Consider the following 16,434-nt stretch of genomic DNA (forward strand, 5'->3'; position numbering starts at 1 on the left):
ATATTAATCAAAAACTCAGTCAAAATGTCCTTCAGTTAACGTACGCTAATTGAAGGACTGCTGGATTTCTTCTCACTCGACCTATTCATTAGATTCGACAAATTAAAGACACCGAATTGGCATTCCTAATGATTTGGGCGATCTATTAAAAACGACACTTTCTCCCTTACAATTTAGAAACTCATTCAATTGAAAAATCACTACAAACCCGAATTTCCTGTTCGAGTTATGTCAAAAAAAGTTTTTTTCAGAACCAAACCCAAGAACTTCTACTAAATTTATGTACCAACGAGACAGTACAATCAGTCTCATAAAAGAACCAGCCTGTTTGATGTTTAAAGTTGACCATCTGGTCAGCGTTTATTTTTATTTGCCTTGCCGAGGACTGGTGAAAATTATGTTTTTAGACCTCTGGAGAATAAGATGAGCTTTGCTGAGCTTTCGATAAAACGACCCATTTTTATTACCTGTACAATTGTTTTGATTTTGATTACAGGTTATCTGTCCTTAAACAAATTGGGAGTCGACTTATTCCCCAATATTACAATTCCAGTGGTGACTGTCACTGTTCCTTATCCTGGAGCCGCACCAAACGAAATTGAAACATTGATTGCGAAACCAGTCGAAGACGAATTGTCTACGATCTCTGGGGTGAAACGAATCAAATCAATCTGTAACGAAAGTTTGGGGACTGTCGTAGTTGAATTCACAATGGAAACAGATGTGAAATACGCAGAACAACAAGTTCGCGACAAAATTTCTGCGGTCAAACCGAAGTTACCCGATGATGCAAAAGAACCTATCATCAGAAGGATTGACCCTGCCGACCAACCAATTATCATCTTAGCATTAAGAGCGGATCTTCCTGAAGCACAAATTTACGATATTGCCAACGAAGAGATTAAACAGATATTACTCACAACACAAGACGTGGGAAACATCACCATCTATGGTGGACGAAAAAGAGAAATTCATGTTGAGTTGGATCGGGATAAATTAAAGTCCCATATGATTTCTGCTTCTATGGTTTCCAATCGTTTGGCTTCTGGTGGAACCAACATCCCAGCAGGAAAAGTAAGCCGCTCGGACAACGAATTAGTATATAGAACCATCAATGAGTTCAAATCCCCTGATGAAATTCGAGACACTCCTCTTTCTCTTTTTGGGAATGAAGTTCCAATTAAGATAGGTCAGTTGGGTGAAGTAAAAGATACGATGGAAGACGAAGCTTCCAGGGCTTACTTTAACGGAAAAAAGGCGGTCTTTCTTCTTGTATATAAACAATCAGGAGCAAACACGGTTGCTGTTGCCAAGGCGATTAAAAAAAGAGCAGCTGATATCAATAAGGACTTATCAAGAAGAGATGGTTCTCTTTTTCTTGCGATCGCAAACGACAACTCCACTGCCATCGAAGACAATATCTATGATGTAAATGAAACAATTTTTATTGGGATTGCACTCACCATCATCGTAGTTTTGTTATTTCTGGGTAGTGTTCGTTCCACTCTGATCACAGGGCTTGCACTGCCAAACTCACTACTTGGTGCCTTTATTTTGATGGCGATTGCTGGTTTTACAGTCAACGTAATGACACTGCTCGCACTCAGTTTGGCGGTTGGACTTCTCATCGATGATGCGATTGTGGTTCGGGAAAATATTTTCCGGCATAGAGAGATGGGAAAAACCGCAAGACAGGCTTCCATTGACGGAACCAAAGAAGTAACTCTTGCCGTCATTGCAACGACGATGGCTGTCATTGCCGTGTTTATGCCGATTGCGTTTATTAGTGGGGTTGTTGGTCAGTTCCTACGAGAATTTGGGCTTACCATTTGTTTTGCCTTACTCATCTCCCTTTATGATGCCCTTACCATTGCGCCAATGTTATCTGCTTATTTTGGTGGAGCTGTTGCTTCTCATGGTGGTGGCCACGGCGGAGGAAATTCTCATGGTGAACCAACTGCTTCCAAATCGAAGAAAAAATCTAGAGAGGAAGAACTGATTCATAGTGGAGCCCCCGCCGAACGAGGGAAAGTTGTTCAAATTTTGTTTCTGATTTTTACTCCTGTTCGCATCCTTCTCAATGTATTGAGCTTTGGATTAGATAAAGTGCTGGTCGTATTCAACAAATTCCAAACAAAACTAGAAAACCTTTATGCAAAAATTTTAAAATTTACTCTACGTTTTCCAATTTTGATTATTTCTGGGGCGATCTTTTTATTCGTATTTAGTATTTATCTTACTAAGTATGTTACAAAAACTTTTTTACCAGCACAGGACCAAGGTAAGTTCCAGGTAACTTTGGATATGCCACCTGGTACATCTGTTGATAAGATGGCTACGGTTGCAAAAGAAGTGTATGAAAGCATTTCAGCACACAAAGAAACAAAACAAGTAGCCATGTTCAACACGAACCGAACCACTTCTATGTTTGTGGAAATGGTTCCTTCGAAACAAAGAAAGGTCAACACTAGCCAATTCAAAGACATTTTAAGAAAGGAACTGGCAACCACTCACCGTTATGCAACTCCTATCGTAAAAGATATTGATAACGTCGGTGGAGGACAAAGACCTTTCGTACTTGTTGTGAGCGGACAAAAAGGTGAGGAAGTACAAGAATACGGTTTAAAACTTTTAGAAAGATTGAGAAAATCAAAAGCTTTACTCGACGTAGATACAAGTTACCGAGCAGGTTCTCCTGAATTTCGAGTGATTCCTGATCGTGCCAGAGAAGTCATGTTAGGTGTTTCAGGTTCTGCCATAGGTATGGAACTTAGAACTTTGATTGAAGGAACAACACCAGCTGTTTACAGACAAAATGGTGTGGAATATGATATCAGAGTTCGATTGAAAGAAGGCCAAAGAAACTTAAAAGAAAGTTTTTACCAATCCTATGTTCCGAACTTCAACAACATCATGATCCCGATTAAAAACGTTGCTACTTCCGAAGAAACAACGGGACTTGCAACCATCAACCGGTTGAACAGAAACCAATCGTTAGAAATTTATGCGGATATGGCTCCGGATGGTCCAGGGATGGGTGGTGCGATTGAAGAGATAACCAAAATCACTGAAACAGAACTTCCTCTTCCATCTTCCGTAAGAATCAATTACCTGGGACAAGCGGAAAACTTCAAAGAGTTAGGTTCTTCGATGGCGATTGCAATGGGTCTTGGAATCCTATTCATCTATATTGTACTTGCATCTCTCTATGAAAGTTTCATCACTCCGATTGCCATTATGTTAGTGTTGCCATTGGCTTTATGTGGTGCCTTCATTGCACTTTTCCTCGCCAACGAGTCGATGAATCTCTTTTCCATGATTGCGTTGATTATGCTCATCGGTGTCGCTACCAAAAACTCAATTCTACTTGTGGACTTTACAAACCAGTTGATCCATCAAGGAACGGAAATGAAAGAAGCGATCATTGAAGCGGGCCGGGAAAGACTTCGTCCAATCCTTATGACCTCATTTGCGTTAGTTGCCGGATTTTTACCAATTGCCATTGGTTTGAACGAAGCATCAAAACAAAGAACGAGTATGGGTTGGGCGCTTATCGGTGGTGTGATTTCATCAACACTACTCACTCTGGTTGTGGTTCCCGCTGCCTTCTCTTATATTGAAAGATTAAACAATTTCATCAGAAGGCATTCACCAAACCCAGACGCAAAATAGAATCGTAGAAATTTCATTTAGAAAATTCTTTTCAACGACCCCACGTTATGTGGGGTTTTTTGTATTCAGACCATCATCTACAAAATCATTGTGAAACTCTTGGGCACCATCTCCGGCCATCAGTCGACGAGGGCGCTCCTTCTGTCCGGGGTGCAAGTATAAATAAATTATAACCTGAATTTCCAATAAAAAATCTTGAAGATTGTATAAATATTACGAAAATTATCTTCTAAGTTATGAAACTTTTCACGATTGCAATTTGTTTGGGATTTCCTTTTTTATCTTTGGTTGGCGAACCAAAGGAAAACAAACTAGTTGTTTTGGATCGTAAGGCATACGAACAATCTGTTCAAAAAAACCCAAATAAAGAACTCATTAACTTAGAAAAGAAAATTCCTGGCATTACTTTAGATATCAAATATGCCACTCCAGATAACTTTACAAAACAAGTTATCTATCAGGAACCCAAAGCATATGCTAGAAAGCCAGTCGCAGAAGCACTAAAGAAAGCTCACATTGAATTTCTACAACTTGGATATTCGATCAAAATTTTTGATGCATATCGACCTTATGCAGCCACAGTCAAATTTTTTGAAATTGTAGGAGATACAAGGTATGTGGCCTCGCCCAAAACCGGATCAAGACATAACAAAGGTTGTGCGATTGATCTAACTTTAGTGGATACAAAAACCAAAAAAGAACTGCCGATGCCAACGGAATATGATTCCTTTCGAAAAGAAGCTTGGGCCGAAGCCCCTGTTTCTGATCCTGAAATTTTAAAAAACCGAACTACATTGATTCAAGTGCTCAAGCAATATGGATTTCGTGTGAACAAAACAGAATGGTGGCATTATGATTTTTTGGAATGTTCTGGGTTTGAGGTACTGGATATCCCTTTTGAAGAATTGGAGTAGGGTTTAGACTTCCACCCAGATAACATTCGTTTTGGGATCTGATAAAGAAATCCCATCTTCTTCTAAACCCTGCAGATGCAATTGAATGGCTTCCTGGATGAATGTTTCCACTTCTTTTAACGAATCGCCAACGGTAAATACACCTGGTAAATCAGGTACGTGTGCAGAGTATCCGGTATTAGTTTTCACAATTTCAACCATATATTTCATGTTCGTTAATCCCCAATCCCTGCTTGTTTTAAGATACTTTTTTCTGTTTTAATATCAACTTCTTTTCCCAAACCATGGTTTGGTACAGTGACACGCCCTATCTTCTCTGGATGTTTCAGTTGCATGTGGCTTCCTTTTTGAGAAAAAACATATCATCCATCTTGAAAAAGGATCCCCAAGATTTCTCTAACCTTCTTAGGCATATACTCGTGAAGTTGGAATTTTTAATTTTGGTTCTTAGTATTTGGACAAATCTAGACCACCCAACTCCTGCGCCAGCGATAGAAGCGGAAATCCGAAGGATTGGAGCGGATAGCGCGGTCGTTACTAGAGGGAAACTTTGATCAACTAACGGATCCGAGGCGCCCCACAAAAATAAAAGAATGTAGTTAGAAAATAAAAAAGCACCGAAGCTTCCTCCGATGCTTTTAAAGTTTTTGATTCCGTTAAGATTCTGTATTAAAAAATCAGGAAGAAATCAAATTTTAATTATACTGCGTTGACGACTAAATCTCCACCGGCTTTTACTTCGCCAGCTTCGTTTTTTGCTTCTACGAGTACGGTTACGGTTTTTTTACCATCTTTTTCAAATTTCTTTTTGATGGTTCCAACGATGGTTAGTTTTTCGCCGAGTTTCGTCATGGCTTTGAAAGTCACACCAAAGTATGCGATGTCTTTTTGTTCTGCCCAAGAAGTACAAAGTCTTCCCACTTGGGCCATAACGTACATACCATGAGAGATGGTTCCATCAAGACCCGCTTTTCTTGCGAAATCAGGATCGTTGTGGATGGGGTTAAAATCTCCAGATGCTCCCGCATAACGAACTAAATTTGCATGTTCGATGACTGGGATGTCGAGGGATGGAAGGGACTGACCAACTTCTACTTTATCAAATTCGATTTTTGCCATTGTTAGCCTCCTGTATTAGTCCTTACGAATGAAGATCGCCATCTCAGCAGAAAGGATGGGGTCATTTTTTTCATCATAGATGGTTGTTCTGAATGTTACGATTTCTGCTCTTCCCGATTTTACATCGGCAATTTCGGACTGTGCGTACACTTTGCCCGGATACAGAATTTTGTGGTACGTATACTCTTCTTTTAAGTGAAGGATTTTGGAAAGATCGATACCAAGTTCGGCCATATCGTTCCAAATCTTTGGGTATCCCCAAAACATAATGACTGTAGGGAAAGTTGGTGGAGCAGGAACATCAGAGTATCCAGCTTTTTTTGCTTCTTCTACGTCAAAATAGATTGGGTTTTTTTCGTTGATGGCGAGGCAGAATTCTTTGATCTTTCCTCGTTCCACTGTGAAATCAAAACGATCTAGTTTTTTTCCAACTATATCTTTGGTTATTGCCATTGGCATTTATCTCCTTAATGTTTATCGATCCAAGAAACTAACTCTTTCAAGACGATTGCTCTATCTTCTGGAAGTTCGTTCATGGTTTCGTGGTACAATCCGTCAAAAATTTTCATTGTTTTGTCTTTGGAACTTACCTTTTCGAAGGCTTCCAGTGTTCCTTGAACCAGTGCGATTTGGTCTTCCTTTCCATGGAACATATAAATTGGTACAGTAATTTTTGCTGCCGATTCTAAAGCAAGGGTATAACAGTTGAGCAAATAATCACCTAAGTAAGCACAAACATTTCCATGTACTAAAGGATCTTTTACGTAGGCTTCCACTACCGATTTATCACGTGAAATTAAATTCACATCAAGTCCAGTAGGAATGGTGAGAGTAGGAACAAGTTTTGCCAAAAATCCACCGGCACCTTTTTTAATATCCATGACTAAGTCGGTTTTGACTTTGATAGGAAGGGCGCTACAGATATAAGCATCTAAATCATTTTGGTAGTTATCAGTGGCAGTGTAAAGGAAGGTAATGGCTGCTCCCATAGAATGACCAAGCAAAGTGACTTTGTTTACGCCTTCGTTACGTTTGGCGATATCAATCATTTCTTTGAGGTCAGCAAAAAAATCAGAAAAATGAGTGATGACCCCTCTGCGTCCATCGGATTTTCCGTGGCCTCTGGCATCGATGAGGTAAATGGCGTAGTTACGTTCTGCCATTGCTTCCAATAAAAAATTGTAACGGCCACCGTGTTCACCAATTCCATGGTGGACCACAAGGACACGTTTGACTCCCGATTTAGGTCGGTAAATTTGATAGTAAATTTTACCTCCGTCTTTGTTTTGAAAGGTAGACTCCTCACGGGAGTAGGCTTGTTCCCAATTACTCATAGATGTCAACGATGGACGATGGAAACCTAAAAAGAAAGAACTTTTCCTGTTCGTCGGAAACGAGTTTTCCAAACTGGTTCCATATGCGAGCGACTGTTCCTTTCGCCCTGACGATCTGTTTTTGTCTCTTCAGCTGTTTGAACAAATCAGAAAGACGTTTCCCAGTGGATTTGGTTTTGGAGTTACGAAATGCAAAATCCAAAATTTCGATTTCCAAAGATTTACTACCTTACCATTGGAAAAAAAATCCCGGTCGCCAAAGTAACCTTCCTCTCTCTCGCAAATGGGAAAATACACAAATCACATTCAATACTGATAAAGAGATTTTTTTAAACCATTCGCTTGATTCTCTATTTTTTCCCCCAGGCCAAGAGTATGAATTTAAGGTAAAGAAAGGAGAATATGAATTTTCTTCCCTTTTGGGTTTGTTAGGTGGATCGGAATTTCAAACCCAAGTTTCAGGAAAGTTAAAAATTTATTCAGGAGAAACTCTTTTAAAAGAATGGGACCTAACCGGATTATCTAAGGAACGTTGGTTTTCAAAAAAAGATATTTTCGAAATAGGGGAACAACAATTATTACGATTGGTTTGGGAGAGTCCGGATAGTTATCTTTTTGTCGGCGAACCTTTGTTATATCCAAAAAAAGAGTTTGGTTTTGAAAGTCAGGAATCTGGCAAACCAAAGTCAGTGATTCTCATTGTGATTGATTCCGCTAGAAAGGATTTTTTCGGTTCTTACGGGTATCGTTATTCTGTCACTCCTGTAATGGATGAGATGGCGAAGGAATCGGTATTTTTTGAAAATCCCTTTGCCAATGGAAATTGGACGAAACCTTCAATGATGTCTTTTTTTCATTCCGAGTATTCATCTAACCTCGGTTTGGGGAATTCTTGGTTTTCCACAAAACCTTACCAAAGAAAAGTTTATTATGGAAAAAAAAGAGACAACTTAGCGAAAACCTTTCGTGAAGCAGGTTATTTTACCCAAACAATTATGAATAACGTATTCTTTTTGGATTATACCACAGTTGGTTTGGATTTGGGATTTCACAATTCGTTTCAAGTGGGAATGGACATAGTGGATACGGGAGTCCTGACAAACAAAGCAATCCAATTTGTCAGGGAATACAAAGATAAACCTTATTTTTTACATTTTAATTTAAACACTCCTCATGCTTCTTATTCTCCACCACCAGAGGACATGGCCTCTGTTCGTTCCATTGTTCCTCCAGATGTTTTTTATAGGTATGAATCACCTGTGCAGCGATACCTAGGCGAAATGCATTATACTGACCGAGAGATTGGACGATTAGTTGCTGAATTAAAGAAAGAAGGAATTTATGATGAAACTATGATCATTGTGACCGGTGATCACGGGGAACTATTCAGTGCGCATCATGATTATAGTTACCATTTCATAATGCAAACTCGTTTTGGCCATGGGGAAACTCATTATGACGAAGAAATTAACGTACCGTATTTTATCAAACTTCCTAAGTCCTTAAGAGAAAATTTGGACTCCGATATGGCAAAGGAAACACATGGGGGGCAAATTCGAATTTCCGGCCAGTCTTCTTTGATGTCAATTGCACCAACCATTTTAGGTTTTCTAGAATTGTTGCCAAAAAATTCCACTTACCAAGGTGTCGATTATTCAACTTGCATTCGCATGACAAATGTTTGTCCAAAGGAAAAATTTATTTATACTGAAGGTAGGATGTCCGAATCGGTCCGGACAGAAAACTATAAATACATACGCAGATATCCAGGTTTTACTACTGTTAGGCGAACATTGGCTGGTGAACCTCATACAATGGCCGAAGAATTGTATGATTTAACCAGAGACAAGGATGAAAAAAATAATTTAAGTCCTTTGCCTGAAGGCGAAAGCCTTTTGCAAATAGCTAGAGCAGATTTTCGTCGAGAAAATTTTTTGAAACGAAATAATTTACGAATTCTAATTCCACCTTGTTCGGAACCTCTATGTCGAGACTTCCTTTCTTTGAATGTACAAGGATCCATTTATGATTGGGAGATCTCACCTGCGATCCAACTGGGTTCTGGATCCGCAAAAACAATTTCTTTACAAAAAGAATCAAAACGTTCCAAATCATCGGAAGGCGAAGAGGTGGTATTCAAAACAGTGAATCCAGAACTGGGGGCTTACTTTAGTTTTTCTCGCAATGGAAAAACGATTCCTGTTCGTTTTGGAAGGTATGGATTGGAATTCCAAAGGTCGATCACAAACTTAGAAGACTTAATTGTTTCTGAAAGACAACCGGAAGGATTTCCGTCCTCATCATTGCCATGGGTGTATAACGATGGTGCCTTTAGTGGGACAAGAGAATCGGAAGTACAGAAGGAGATGGGAAAAGAAGTGAAAAAAATATTAGAAACTTGGGGATACATCCACGAATAATTGCTCGTATTGACAAACGGGTTTGGCTTACTTATCAAGACAATTGTATGAAAGATCATTTTATTCCTCCCCGTTTTGAATTCCCAATCGCATTGGGATTAGATTTAGGTTTTCCCATTCTTTCTAAACTTCTTTTCAACATAGACGGTGTTGTAATAGAGAAAGAAGATGAACTTCGCCTAAAGGAAATCAAAAACAAAAGGGTCATGTATCTTTCCAACCAACCAAGCGATTTGGAACCCATCATTGCATACTATGTTGCCAGTAAAATAGGAACTCGTTTCCATTTTATGACTTCTCGTAGCATTTTTAATTGGGGTTTTGGATTAGTGGGTGAACTCATCAAACGAGTTGGTGCTTTTTCCGTCATCTCCGGTTCTTTCAATCGAAGTGCCATTAAGACCACCAAACAAATATTATCTGAAAGAGATGGCAAACTTGTCATGTACCCGGAAGGAATGGTTTCAGGCGAAAATGATAATTTGGTTTCGTTTTTACCAGGAGTTGCGCAGGTTTCTTTTTGGGGATTAGAAGCTGCTTTAGAAAAAGATCCCAATGCAGAATTATGGATCCAACCAACATTTGTTAAATATAAAATTTCGGGATCCCGAGATTCGATCCTTGCCGACATTGAAACTTCTCTTTCGCGAATTGAACGCAAACTAAAACTTTATCCAGGAGGAAGGACCTTACTTCGCAGATTTTTAACTGTGGGGCGAGTGATGTTGGAAGAAACTGAATTTGAATTGGGAATTCCTAGAGCAGAAACAGAAGGCAAAGATTTTGATTATCGTTTGGGAAGAGCAAGACATACTGCACTCAATGTGGCTGCTTCTATTTTGAATGTAAAGTTTCAAGAATCCGACAATGCCATTCAAAAGATTCGATTGTTATTCACTGCCTTGGACCGTTTGGAGGCAGGTGTTCCACTTACCTCTACTCCCAAACATTTGACAGACCAAAACATCCGTCGTGCAAAACAATTGGTGGATACTGCCTATGCCTTTATCATTACCAAACCTAAAAATTTAATCCAATGGCCATCTGCAGAAAGATTGATGGAATGGATCTGTAGTTTTGAAAAACATATTTTTGGAAAAACAGAAATGAGACCACGAAAGGCTCACGTGGTAGTGGGTCCTGCATTTTCGCTTGCACCATACTATCAAACTTACAAGTCACAGAAAAAAGATGCCATTCAAAGTTTACTCGCAGAAATACGAAAACAAATGGAATTTCTTATGGAACGTGGGAAAAAAGAAAGTGAACCCATTGTCCCTCCATATTCTGTTGGATTAGATTTAGAAATTGGTTAGTCCAAAACTAAAGTAATTTCAACTCTGCGGTTTTTATGTCGATTCTCATCGGTATCGTTCGGAACAATCGGAACTTCGTCAGCATATCCTTTGAAGGAAATATGTTTTTCGTCCATTTTGTGATTATCAACTAACGAGTGGAGTACGGACTTCGCTCTGTCTTCAGAAAGTTTTTGATTGTATTCTTTTTTTCCAATATTGTCTGTATGACCGGAAACTCGAATTTCTCTGTCCGGATATTTTTTTAAAATTTCTGCAATCTTTGCGACTGCTGTTTCAGCTTCAGGTTTTAGTTTACTATCGTTAAAATCAAAAAGAATGGAATCTAAGGAAAATACAATTCCATCATCGGAGGTTCGCACGGTGATGGGAAGTTTTTCGGGATTTGTTTTTTTTTCGGGTGAAGGAATTTCACCTGTGTCTGTCACTTTTCCTAAGTATTCGTCATTCGGTAATTTGCCATTTCTATTGGGTTCTATTTTTGAGTTACTTAATTTATTACCGTTTGGATCTCCCGTATAACCCACAATTAAATCTTCGAGTATGTCTTCTCGAATGGATTCTTTGTCTTTGGCATTGACTTGGTTGCGAAGAAAATAAATTCCTTTGATATGAAAGTTTGCTTCTTGGACGGTTCCATTGGGATAGATAAAGGTATAAGATAATTTTACTTCTTTAAATTCAGGAACTCCTTTTGTGGCGTTAAAAAAAACTGTTCCCGAGGCAAATCCAAAGATTTTATAAGGTACGTTTGGTACCATTTTTTCCCCATCAGGTTTTTTATAAAAAATGGGGTAGGTATAAGTTATTTTCTCGCAATTGCCTTTATAATTTCCTTCTGACCAAGGAAAGATCCCTTGGAAAGTATATTCGGGAAGGACTTTCACTCGTATACGTTCAGAATTAAAATCAAAAGATTCTTCTGCTGGCAATTTCCATACATCGGAAACAGAAACTGGAGTTTCAGGAAAACTGGGAAAACTGCGAAGGTTTGGCATAATGAATTCGTTTGGAACTTCATATTTACCATTGCGAAAGAGTGTAAAATCAGACAAAAATTCTTTGTCCTTCCAAAAAGGACCTGAAGTTTTTCCATAGCGAAGGTAAGTATCAAAAAACGCATTCACCAAACATGAGTCAGCTGAACACTTTTTTGGTTTCATAACCACTCTGTTTTTATCCTCTCTTTCGACAGTTTTTGTCCCAACACGAAAGAAAACGTCATGGTATTCATTTAGTTCTAAAACCTGGTTTTCTTTCCATTTCCACTGGAAAGTGGTTTTGGTTTGAGGATCGGCAGAGGTCGCCACCACAGGAAGAATTGTCACAAAACTATAAAATACCAATCGGCGGAAGGTCATCACAAAACAAAGATCGGGGAAATTTTTGAAAAACTGATAGGGGAAATGGAAAAAACTAGCGGTTTTTGCGATTGACGAAGGATGGATTTTTGGCTTTACCTGAATTACCATGAAAAACCTTTCTCTGCTTTTTTACATTTTGATTACAATCAACTTTGTCGCTTGTAAGGAAAAACAAACCTTAAAAGTTGCGGGTTCTGAAACTATGAACAGTATGATGCGATATTTAGGAACCGAATATGAAAAGGTTAATTCTAATGTTCGTGTAACAGTCGAAGGTGGTGGGTCCGAATCAGGAATTGACAGATTACGAAAGGGTGAAATCGATATGGCAGTTTCGTCTAGAGATTTAAACCAAGCAGAATTTGATGACCTGCGCAAAACAGGAAACTTGGAAAAAGTGCGTTTGGCTTATGATGGAGTGGCCCTTGTTGTGAATCCAAAAAATACTATCACTAAACTTGACTTGACCCAAACTTCCGATATCTTTTCAGGAAAAATTAAAAATTGGAAAGAAGTTGGTGGAGTCGATGCTCCCATTTCAATAGTAATTCGTAATGATAAATCCGGAACTCAGGATTATTTCCAAAATCATATTCTCAAACGAAAGGATTTGGGTTTGAATGAATTCAATGAATACAAAGCCAATGTTTTTTCAAAAGATGCTAAAATTGTAAAAGACAATGCTGAAATGTCAAAATTCATCCAAGAAAACCCGAATAGCATTGGTTATATGGGAATGGGAACAGCCCTTGTCGACAATAAAGATAAATTAAAGGCACTTGATTACGCAAAAATCAAAAAAGATCCTTTTGTTTCTCCTTCCGTTAGAAACGTATATGACAGAAAATATAAACTTGCCCGTGAATTGTTTATCATTTATAAAACAGACCAAGGTGATAAAATTGATGCTTTTGTTACTTTCCTGACAAGCGAACAAGGACAAGTTGCGGTTTTACAATCAGGGTATTTAAGAGCTTCACTTCCAGAAGTAGAAGTATCGGCGGAGCCGGTGAAGTAGTTAGAGACAAATCTTCAGCAACTCTCAGTAAACCAATACTCTGTTATTACTGTAATCTGAAATATACAAACGACCTTGCCGATCGAAATGAACGGCAGTAGGTCGGTATAAATTTTGGGGACTCGGCGTACCTATGCTACATGCTCCATTATTGTTGTCAGCGCCACAATTGAGATTTCCAAATTGGCCGATCACTGCAGAAGCAGTCATTCCAGAGGCCAAATTTGTTTTTGGATAAACCAGTACCCGGTGTCCATTGAGATCGGCTACAAAGAGGTTTTCGCTTTGGTCTAAAGATACCGCTACTGGATTGTTTAGACCGTTACTTGTCGTTGCGGATGAATTTGAAATAAAGTCAGGTTGGCCATAGACTTTTGTAGCGACGTTAGAACCTTTTGGATAATAAACAACTCGATTGTTTGATGTATCCGCTATATAGATTCCCCCTAGGTAATCGGAAACCACACCTTGGTTTGAATTGAGGCCACTCGCAGAGGTAGTAGCGCCATTACTAACAAAATCTGGTTGTCCATAAACTTCCGTAGCTATGTTTGAATCTTTTGGAAAATAAAGTACACGACTATTACCAGAATCAGATACATAGAAACCTCCTGCACTATCTAAACTCAATCCAATGGGAGAATAGAAATTCGCTTCCGAAGCAACTCCACCACCTGGCGTAACAAAGTCAGGAACACCGATCGCACGGTAAGGGACTGTATTTTGATTTCCATAGACTAAAATCCTACGATTAGCATTTGTATCTGATACAAATAGGTTGTTAGATGTATCGAGTAAAATTCCTCTCGGGTTATTCAATGTGGTGGCAGCAAGTGCTCCTAAGGGGGTACAACTTTGGTTTGTATGTGCATTGGAAATATCACAGGTAAATATCCCATGTTGTCCATACACTCTTGTGGCGGTTGTTTGTCCTGGTGGATAATACAAAACACGATTGCCACTTGATATATAGACTCCACCTGCAGTATCAGTGGTGATATCGTTTGGTCCAGATAAGTTAGTCGCACTTGCTACTGCACCTGCTGTACAACTGGCAGAATTATACAATGCACCACAGTTTAAGTTTCCGTTTTGTCCGTATACAAGTGATGCAATTAAATCATTAATTTGAATTGTGATTTCGCCCTGCACAACTCCCTTTCTATAGATTGTATAAGTTTGTTTTGCAGCAGTTGATGTAGGAGTTCCCGATATGGATCCGGTATTTGGGTCTATGAAAAGTCCAGCCGGCAAACTTGGAGACGTGACGACTCCTGATTTAAAACCTAATCTTGGTAATACGGAAGTAGGTATGGATTTGTAAAAGGTAAAATCGGTGAATCGATACAAATCACCTGTATTGACCACTTGTAACTGACAAAATCCACCTTCGATACTAGCTGAGATAATAAGTTGTGGGAAAAAATCCTTGGAGTCGCTATCGCAAGGATTAGATAAGGATGCCATCTGGCAGTTTCCAGAAAAAGATAAAACCAATGAAAGGAAAATTAGCCGGGCAAACATCTATTTAAGAAATAGATTCTAACAGAAGGTTCCTGGCAATTTATATTTTGATTTAACTCCTTTGGAAATAAATTTCCCTAAAGAGTAGAATCAGCTCCTTCTAGTTTTGCCACATAAGGTAGGTTACGGTACCTGCCTTTGTAGTCCAAACCATAACCTACAAGAAATTCATCTTCTATGATAAAACCAGGATAATGTACGGGAATATGGGGATTGGCTTTTGATTTTTTCCAAAATAAAGCTGCTACTCTTAAGTCTTTTGGATTTTGTTTTCCGACTTCTTCCAAAAGGTACTCTAAGGTTTGTCCAGTATCAACGATATCTTCAACAAGAAGGATAGATTTATTTTGAACGGATTTTTTTAACTCTTTGGTGATTTTTAAACTTCCAGATGTGGTTGTGTCTCCATAAGAAGAGGCTGCCATAAAATCCACTTCGTGTGGGATGGCGATACTCCTACAAAGGTCGGCAGTGAAGATGAATCCGCCATTTAAGATTCCAATCACAACCAAGTCCTTACTTAAAAAGTCTCGAGAAATTTCTCTTGCGAGTTCGTCTACACGTTGGTGGATTCTTTCTTCTGAATATAACGGTTTCATTCTTTTCCTATCTGCCCCGGGATCCAAAATACCGATAATTGGCAACTGCCCCAGCTAAGATCTTTCCATGAATCTTTAGAAAAACTCAAGCCGAGAAATGCGGCTGTCGGAAATTTCTGAAAGCGAGAAACCTCTGATTCTCCAAACAGGAGAGAACTTCCCAATTCCTCTAACCCTGGGTTGTGCCCAACTAGACAGACGGAACGTACAGCAGGGGAGAGACCTTGGAGTAAAAAAAGTAAGTCCTCCTTTTCCGCATCATAAATGGACTCGCGTAACTCTGGTTTTGGAAAACGAAGGATTTCTTTACGAAGGGAAGAATAGGTTTTTAAAGTTCGTTCCGCCGGAGAGACAAAACATTGGTCAAATTCAAAACGACTTTCTTTTAAGTAATCTCTTAATGCTTTGGATTGTTCTTTCCCTCTACGAGAGAGACTGCGATCCAAATCAGAATCATAAGGTTCATCCCATTCTGATTTGGCATGGCGAAGTAAATAGATTTGTTTCATAACAATATAGTAATCGAAACAAATGACTGAGAAATCACGAAATGACTATTTTTGTATTTCTTTTTCGTATTTGGAAATGAGCTCGTTATTGTTCTTACAAGAAAACTTTGTCCGCATTTGGTTGAGATGGTATTCCACAGTTTTTCTAGACTTCTGGATACGATCTGCTACTTCGTTTTGAGACAAACCTTGTACGAGTAGGTTTAAAATTTCCATTTGGAATGCTGAAAAAGGAAGTTGTACTTTACTTACACCATCGGAAATAAAGGAACCACCTTTCATTACAAGTTCAATGACTTCAGGAAGTTTGGAGATAGGATCTGACTTTAACATATATCCGTCAGCTTTGGCTTTGATGGCATCTTCCACATAAACGCGGCTGCCATGTAAAGAAAAGATAATGACTTTTGTTGGTTGGTGTTTTTCTTTTATCTCACGTAATACATCGATACCATTTCGATCAGGCAAATCGATGTCCAAAACCAAAATATCAATGGGATTCGATTCTAAAAAATGAAACAAATCAGCTGCCGTTCGAAATTCTCCGGCAAGAGAAAAGAAAGGATTGGATTTCAGGATAGATATGATTCCTTCAGTGACAACGGAATGATCTTCTAAGATGGCAATTTTTACGGATTCCACAGC

At 38.9% G+C, this 16,434-nt stretch carries 13 protein-coding genes and 3 pseudogenes; 6 read left to right on the forward strand and 10 right to left on the reverse strand.

Annotated elements, in window-relative coordinates:
• Nucleotides 1-423 precede the first annotated feature (423 nt).
• From CH364_RS18930 to CH364_RS10955, 3 genes and pseudogenes are all read left to right on the forward strand, one after another.
• Nucleotides 424-1,981 (forward strand): annotated as a pseudogene (locus CH364_RS18930) (efflux RND transporter permease subunit); the annotation flags it as partial.
• A gap of 104 nt (nt 1,982-2,085) precedes the next feature.
• Nucleotides 2,086-3,672: pseudogene (locus tag CH364_RS18935) on the forward strand (efflux RND transporter permease subunit); the annotation flags it as partial.
• A gap of 236 nt (nt 3,673-3,908) precedes the next feature.
• Nucleotides 3,909-4,586 carry a M15 family metallopeptidase gene (locus CH364_RS10955; protein ID WP_100743937.1) on the forward strand — a complete coding sequence of 226 codons (678 nt, stop codon included), beginning with the start codon at nt 3,909-3,911 and terminating at the stop codon, nt 4,584-4,586.
• A 3-nt stretch (nt 4,587-4,589) separates the two neighbouring features.
• On the opposite strand, the gene CH364_RS10960 is transcribed toward CH364_RS10955, so the two are convergent.
• From CH364_RS10960 to CH364_RS10985, 5 genes and pseudogenes are all read right to left on the reverse strand, one after another.
• Nucleotides 4,590-4,796, reverse strand: a complete 207-nt coding sequence (locus CH364_RS10960; RefSeq protein WP_100743938.1) for a type II toxin-antitoxin system HicB family antitoxin — start codon at nt 4,794-4,796, stop codon at nt 4,590-4,592.
• Between the two features lie 5 nt (nt 4,797-4,801).
• Nucleotides 4,802-4,933, reverse strand: a pseudogene (locus CH364_RS10965) (type II toxin-antitoxin system HicA family toxin); the annotation flags it as partial.
• A 352-nt stretch (nt 4,934-5,285) separates the two neighbouring features.
• Nucleotides 5,286-5,705 (reverse strand): MaoC/PaaZ C-terminal domain-containing protein, encoded by a 420-nt coding sequence (locus CH364_RS10975; protein WP_100743941.1) that lies wholly within the window; start codon nt 5,703-5,705, stop codon nt 5,286-5,288.
• A gap of 15 nt (nt 5,706-5,720) precedes the next feature.
• The gene (locus CH364_RS10980) at nt 5,721-6,158 is read right to left on the reverse strand and encodes an FAS1-like dehydratase domain-containing protein (protein ID WP_002988441.1); all 438 of its coding nucleotides are present in this window, start codon (nt 6,156-6,158) and stop codon (nt 5,721-5,723) included.
• Between the two features lie 14 nt (nt 6,159-6,172).
• Nucleotides 6,173-7,039 carry an alpha/beta hydrolase gene (locus CH364_RS10985; protein ID WP_100743942.1) on the reverse strand — a complete coding sequence of 289 codons (867 nt, stop codon included), beginning with the start codon at nt 7,037-7,039 and terminating at the stop codon, nt 6,173-6,175.
• 11 nt (nt 7,040-7,050) lie between these two features.
• On the opposite strand from CH364_RS10985, the gene CH364_RS10990 reads away from it, so the two are divergent.
• Both CH364_RS10990 and CH364_RS10995 read left to right on the forward strand, forming a co-directional pair.
• Nucleotides 7,051-9,459, forward strand: a complete 2,409-nt coding sequence (locus CH364_RS10990) for a sulfatase (protein ID WP_100744738.1) — start codon at nt 7,051-7,053, stop codon at nt 9,457-9,459.
• A 47-nt stretch (nt 9,460-9,506) separates the two neighbouring features.
• Nucleotides 9,507-10,775 carry a lysophospholipid acyltransferase family protein gene (locus CH364_RS10995; RefSeq protein WP_100743943.1) on the forward strand — a complete coding sequence of 423 codons (1,269 nt, stop codon included), beginning with the start codon at nt 9,507-9,509 and terminating at the stop codon, nt 10,773-10,775.
• Here CH364_RS10995 and CH364_RS11000 read toward each other — a convergent pair.
• Entirely contained in the window at nt 10,772-12,136 is a 1,365-nt protein-coding gene (locus CH364_RS11000; RefSeq protein WP_100744739.1) for an OmpA family protein, read from the reverse strand. The genes CH364_RS10995 and CH364_RS11000 overlap by 4 nt on opposite strands.
• 109 nt (nt 12,137-12,245) lie before the next feature.
• Here CH364_RS11000 and CH364_RS11005 point away from each other — a divergent pair, with 109 nt between their 5' ends.
• The gene (locus CH364_RS11005; RefSeq protein ID WP_100743944.1) at nt 12,246-13,157 is read left to right on the forward strand and encodes a phosphate ABC transporter substrate-binding protein; all 912 of its coding nucleotides are present in this window, start codon (nt 12,246-12,248) and stop codon (nt 13,155-13,157) included.
• Nucleotides 13,158-13,181: 24 nt separating this feature from the next.
• Here CH364_RS11005 and CH364_RS11010 read toward each other — a convergent pair whose 3' ends face one another.
• The 4 genes from CH364_RS11010 to CH364_RS11025 all read right to left on the reverse strand — a co-directional run bounded on the left by CH364_RS11010 (nt 13,182) and on the right by CH364_RS11025 (nt 16,431).
• Complete coding sequence (locus CH364_RS11010) at nt 13,182-14,624, reverse strand: putative Ig domain-containing protein (protein WP_100744740.1); 1,443 nt, start codon at nt 14,622-14,624, stop codon at nt 13,182-13,184.
• Between the two features lie 134 nt (nt 14,625-14,758).
• Nucleotides 14,759-15,280, reverse strand: coding sequence for a hypoxanthine phosphoribosyltransferase (hpt, locus tag CH364_RS11015; protein ID WP_100743945.1), 522 nt, complete (start codon nt 15,278-15,280; stop codon nt 14,759-14,761).
• Complete coding sequence (locus CH364_RS11020; protein ID WP_100743946.1) at nt 15,277-15,789, reverse strand: SixA phosphatase family protein; 513 nt, start codon at nt 15,787-15,789, stop codon at nt 15,277-15,279. The genes hpt and CH364_RS11020 overlap by 4 nt, the downstream gene beginning before the upstream one ends.
• Nucleotides 15,790-15,834: 45 nt before the next feature.
• Nucleotides 15,835-16,431: a response regulator transcription factor gene (locus CH364_RS11025; RefSeq protein ID WP_100743947.1), complete on the reverse strand. Its 597-nt coding sequence runs from the start codon at nt 16,429-16,431 to the stop codon at nt 15,835-15,837.
• Nucleotides 16,432-16,434: the final 3 nt, after the last annotated feature.

The organism is Leptospira harrisiae (assembly GCF_002811945.1).
Taxonomy (GTDB): domain Bacteria; phylum Spirochaetota; class Leptospiria; order Leptospirales; family Leptospiraceae; genus Leptospira_A; species Leptospira_A harrisiae.

Excerpts from the sequence above, each read along its gene's own strand:
- CH364_RS10955 (WP_100743937.1), top strand. The coding sequence starts at position 3,909 with ATGAAACTTTTCACGATTGCAATTTGTTTGGGATTTCCTTTTTTATCT.
- CH364_RS10960 (WP_100743938.1), bottom strand. The coding sequence starts at position 4,796 with ATGAAATATATGGTTGAAATTGTGAAAACTAATACCGGATACTCTGCA.
- CH364_RS10975 (WP_100743941.1), bottom strand. The coding sequence starts at position 5,705 with ATGGCAAAAATCGAATTTGATAAAGTAGAAGTTGGTCAGTCCCTTCCA.
- CH364_RS10980 (WP_002988441.1), bottom strand. The coding sequence starts at position 6,158 with ATGGCAATAACCAAAGATATAGTTGGAAAAAAACTAGATCGTTTTGAT.
- CH364_RS10985 (WP_100743942.1), bottom strand. The coding sequence starts at position 7,039 with ATGAGTAATTGGGAACAAGCCTACTCCCGTGAGGAGTCTACCTTTCAA.
- CH364_RS10990 (WP_100744738.1), top strand. The coding sequence starts at position 7,051 with ATGGACGATGGAAACCTAAAAAGAAAGAACTTTTCCTGTTCGTCGGAA.
- CH364_RS10995 (WP_100743943.1), top strand. The coding sequence starts at position 9,507 with ATGAAAGATCATTTTATTCCTCCCCGTTTTGAATTCCCAATCGCATTG.
- CH364_RS11000 (WP_100744739.1), bottom strand. The coding sequence starts at position 12,136 with ATGACCTTCCGCCGATTGGTATTTTATAGTTTTGTGACAATTCTTCCT.
- CH364_RS11005 (WP_100743944.1), top strand. The coding sequence starts at position 12,246 with ATGAAAAACCTTTCTCTGCTTTTTTACATTTTGATTACAATCAACTTT.
- CH364_RS11010 (WP_100744740.1), bottom strand. The coding sequence starts at position 14,624 with ATGGCATCCTTATCTAATCCTTGCGATAGCGACTCCAAGGATTTTTTC.
- hpt (WP_100743945.1), bottom strand. The coding sequence starts at position 15,280 with ATGAAACCGTTATATTCAGAAGAAAGAATCCACCAACGTGTAGACGAA.
- CH364_RS11020 (WP_100743946.1), bottom strand. The coding sequence starts at position 15,789 with ATGAAACAAATCTATTTACTTCGCCATGCCAAATCAGAATGGGATGAA.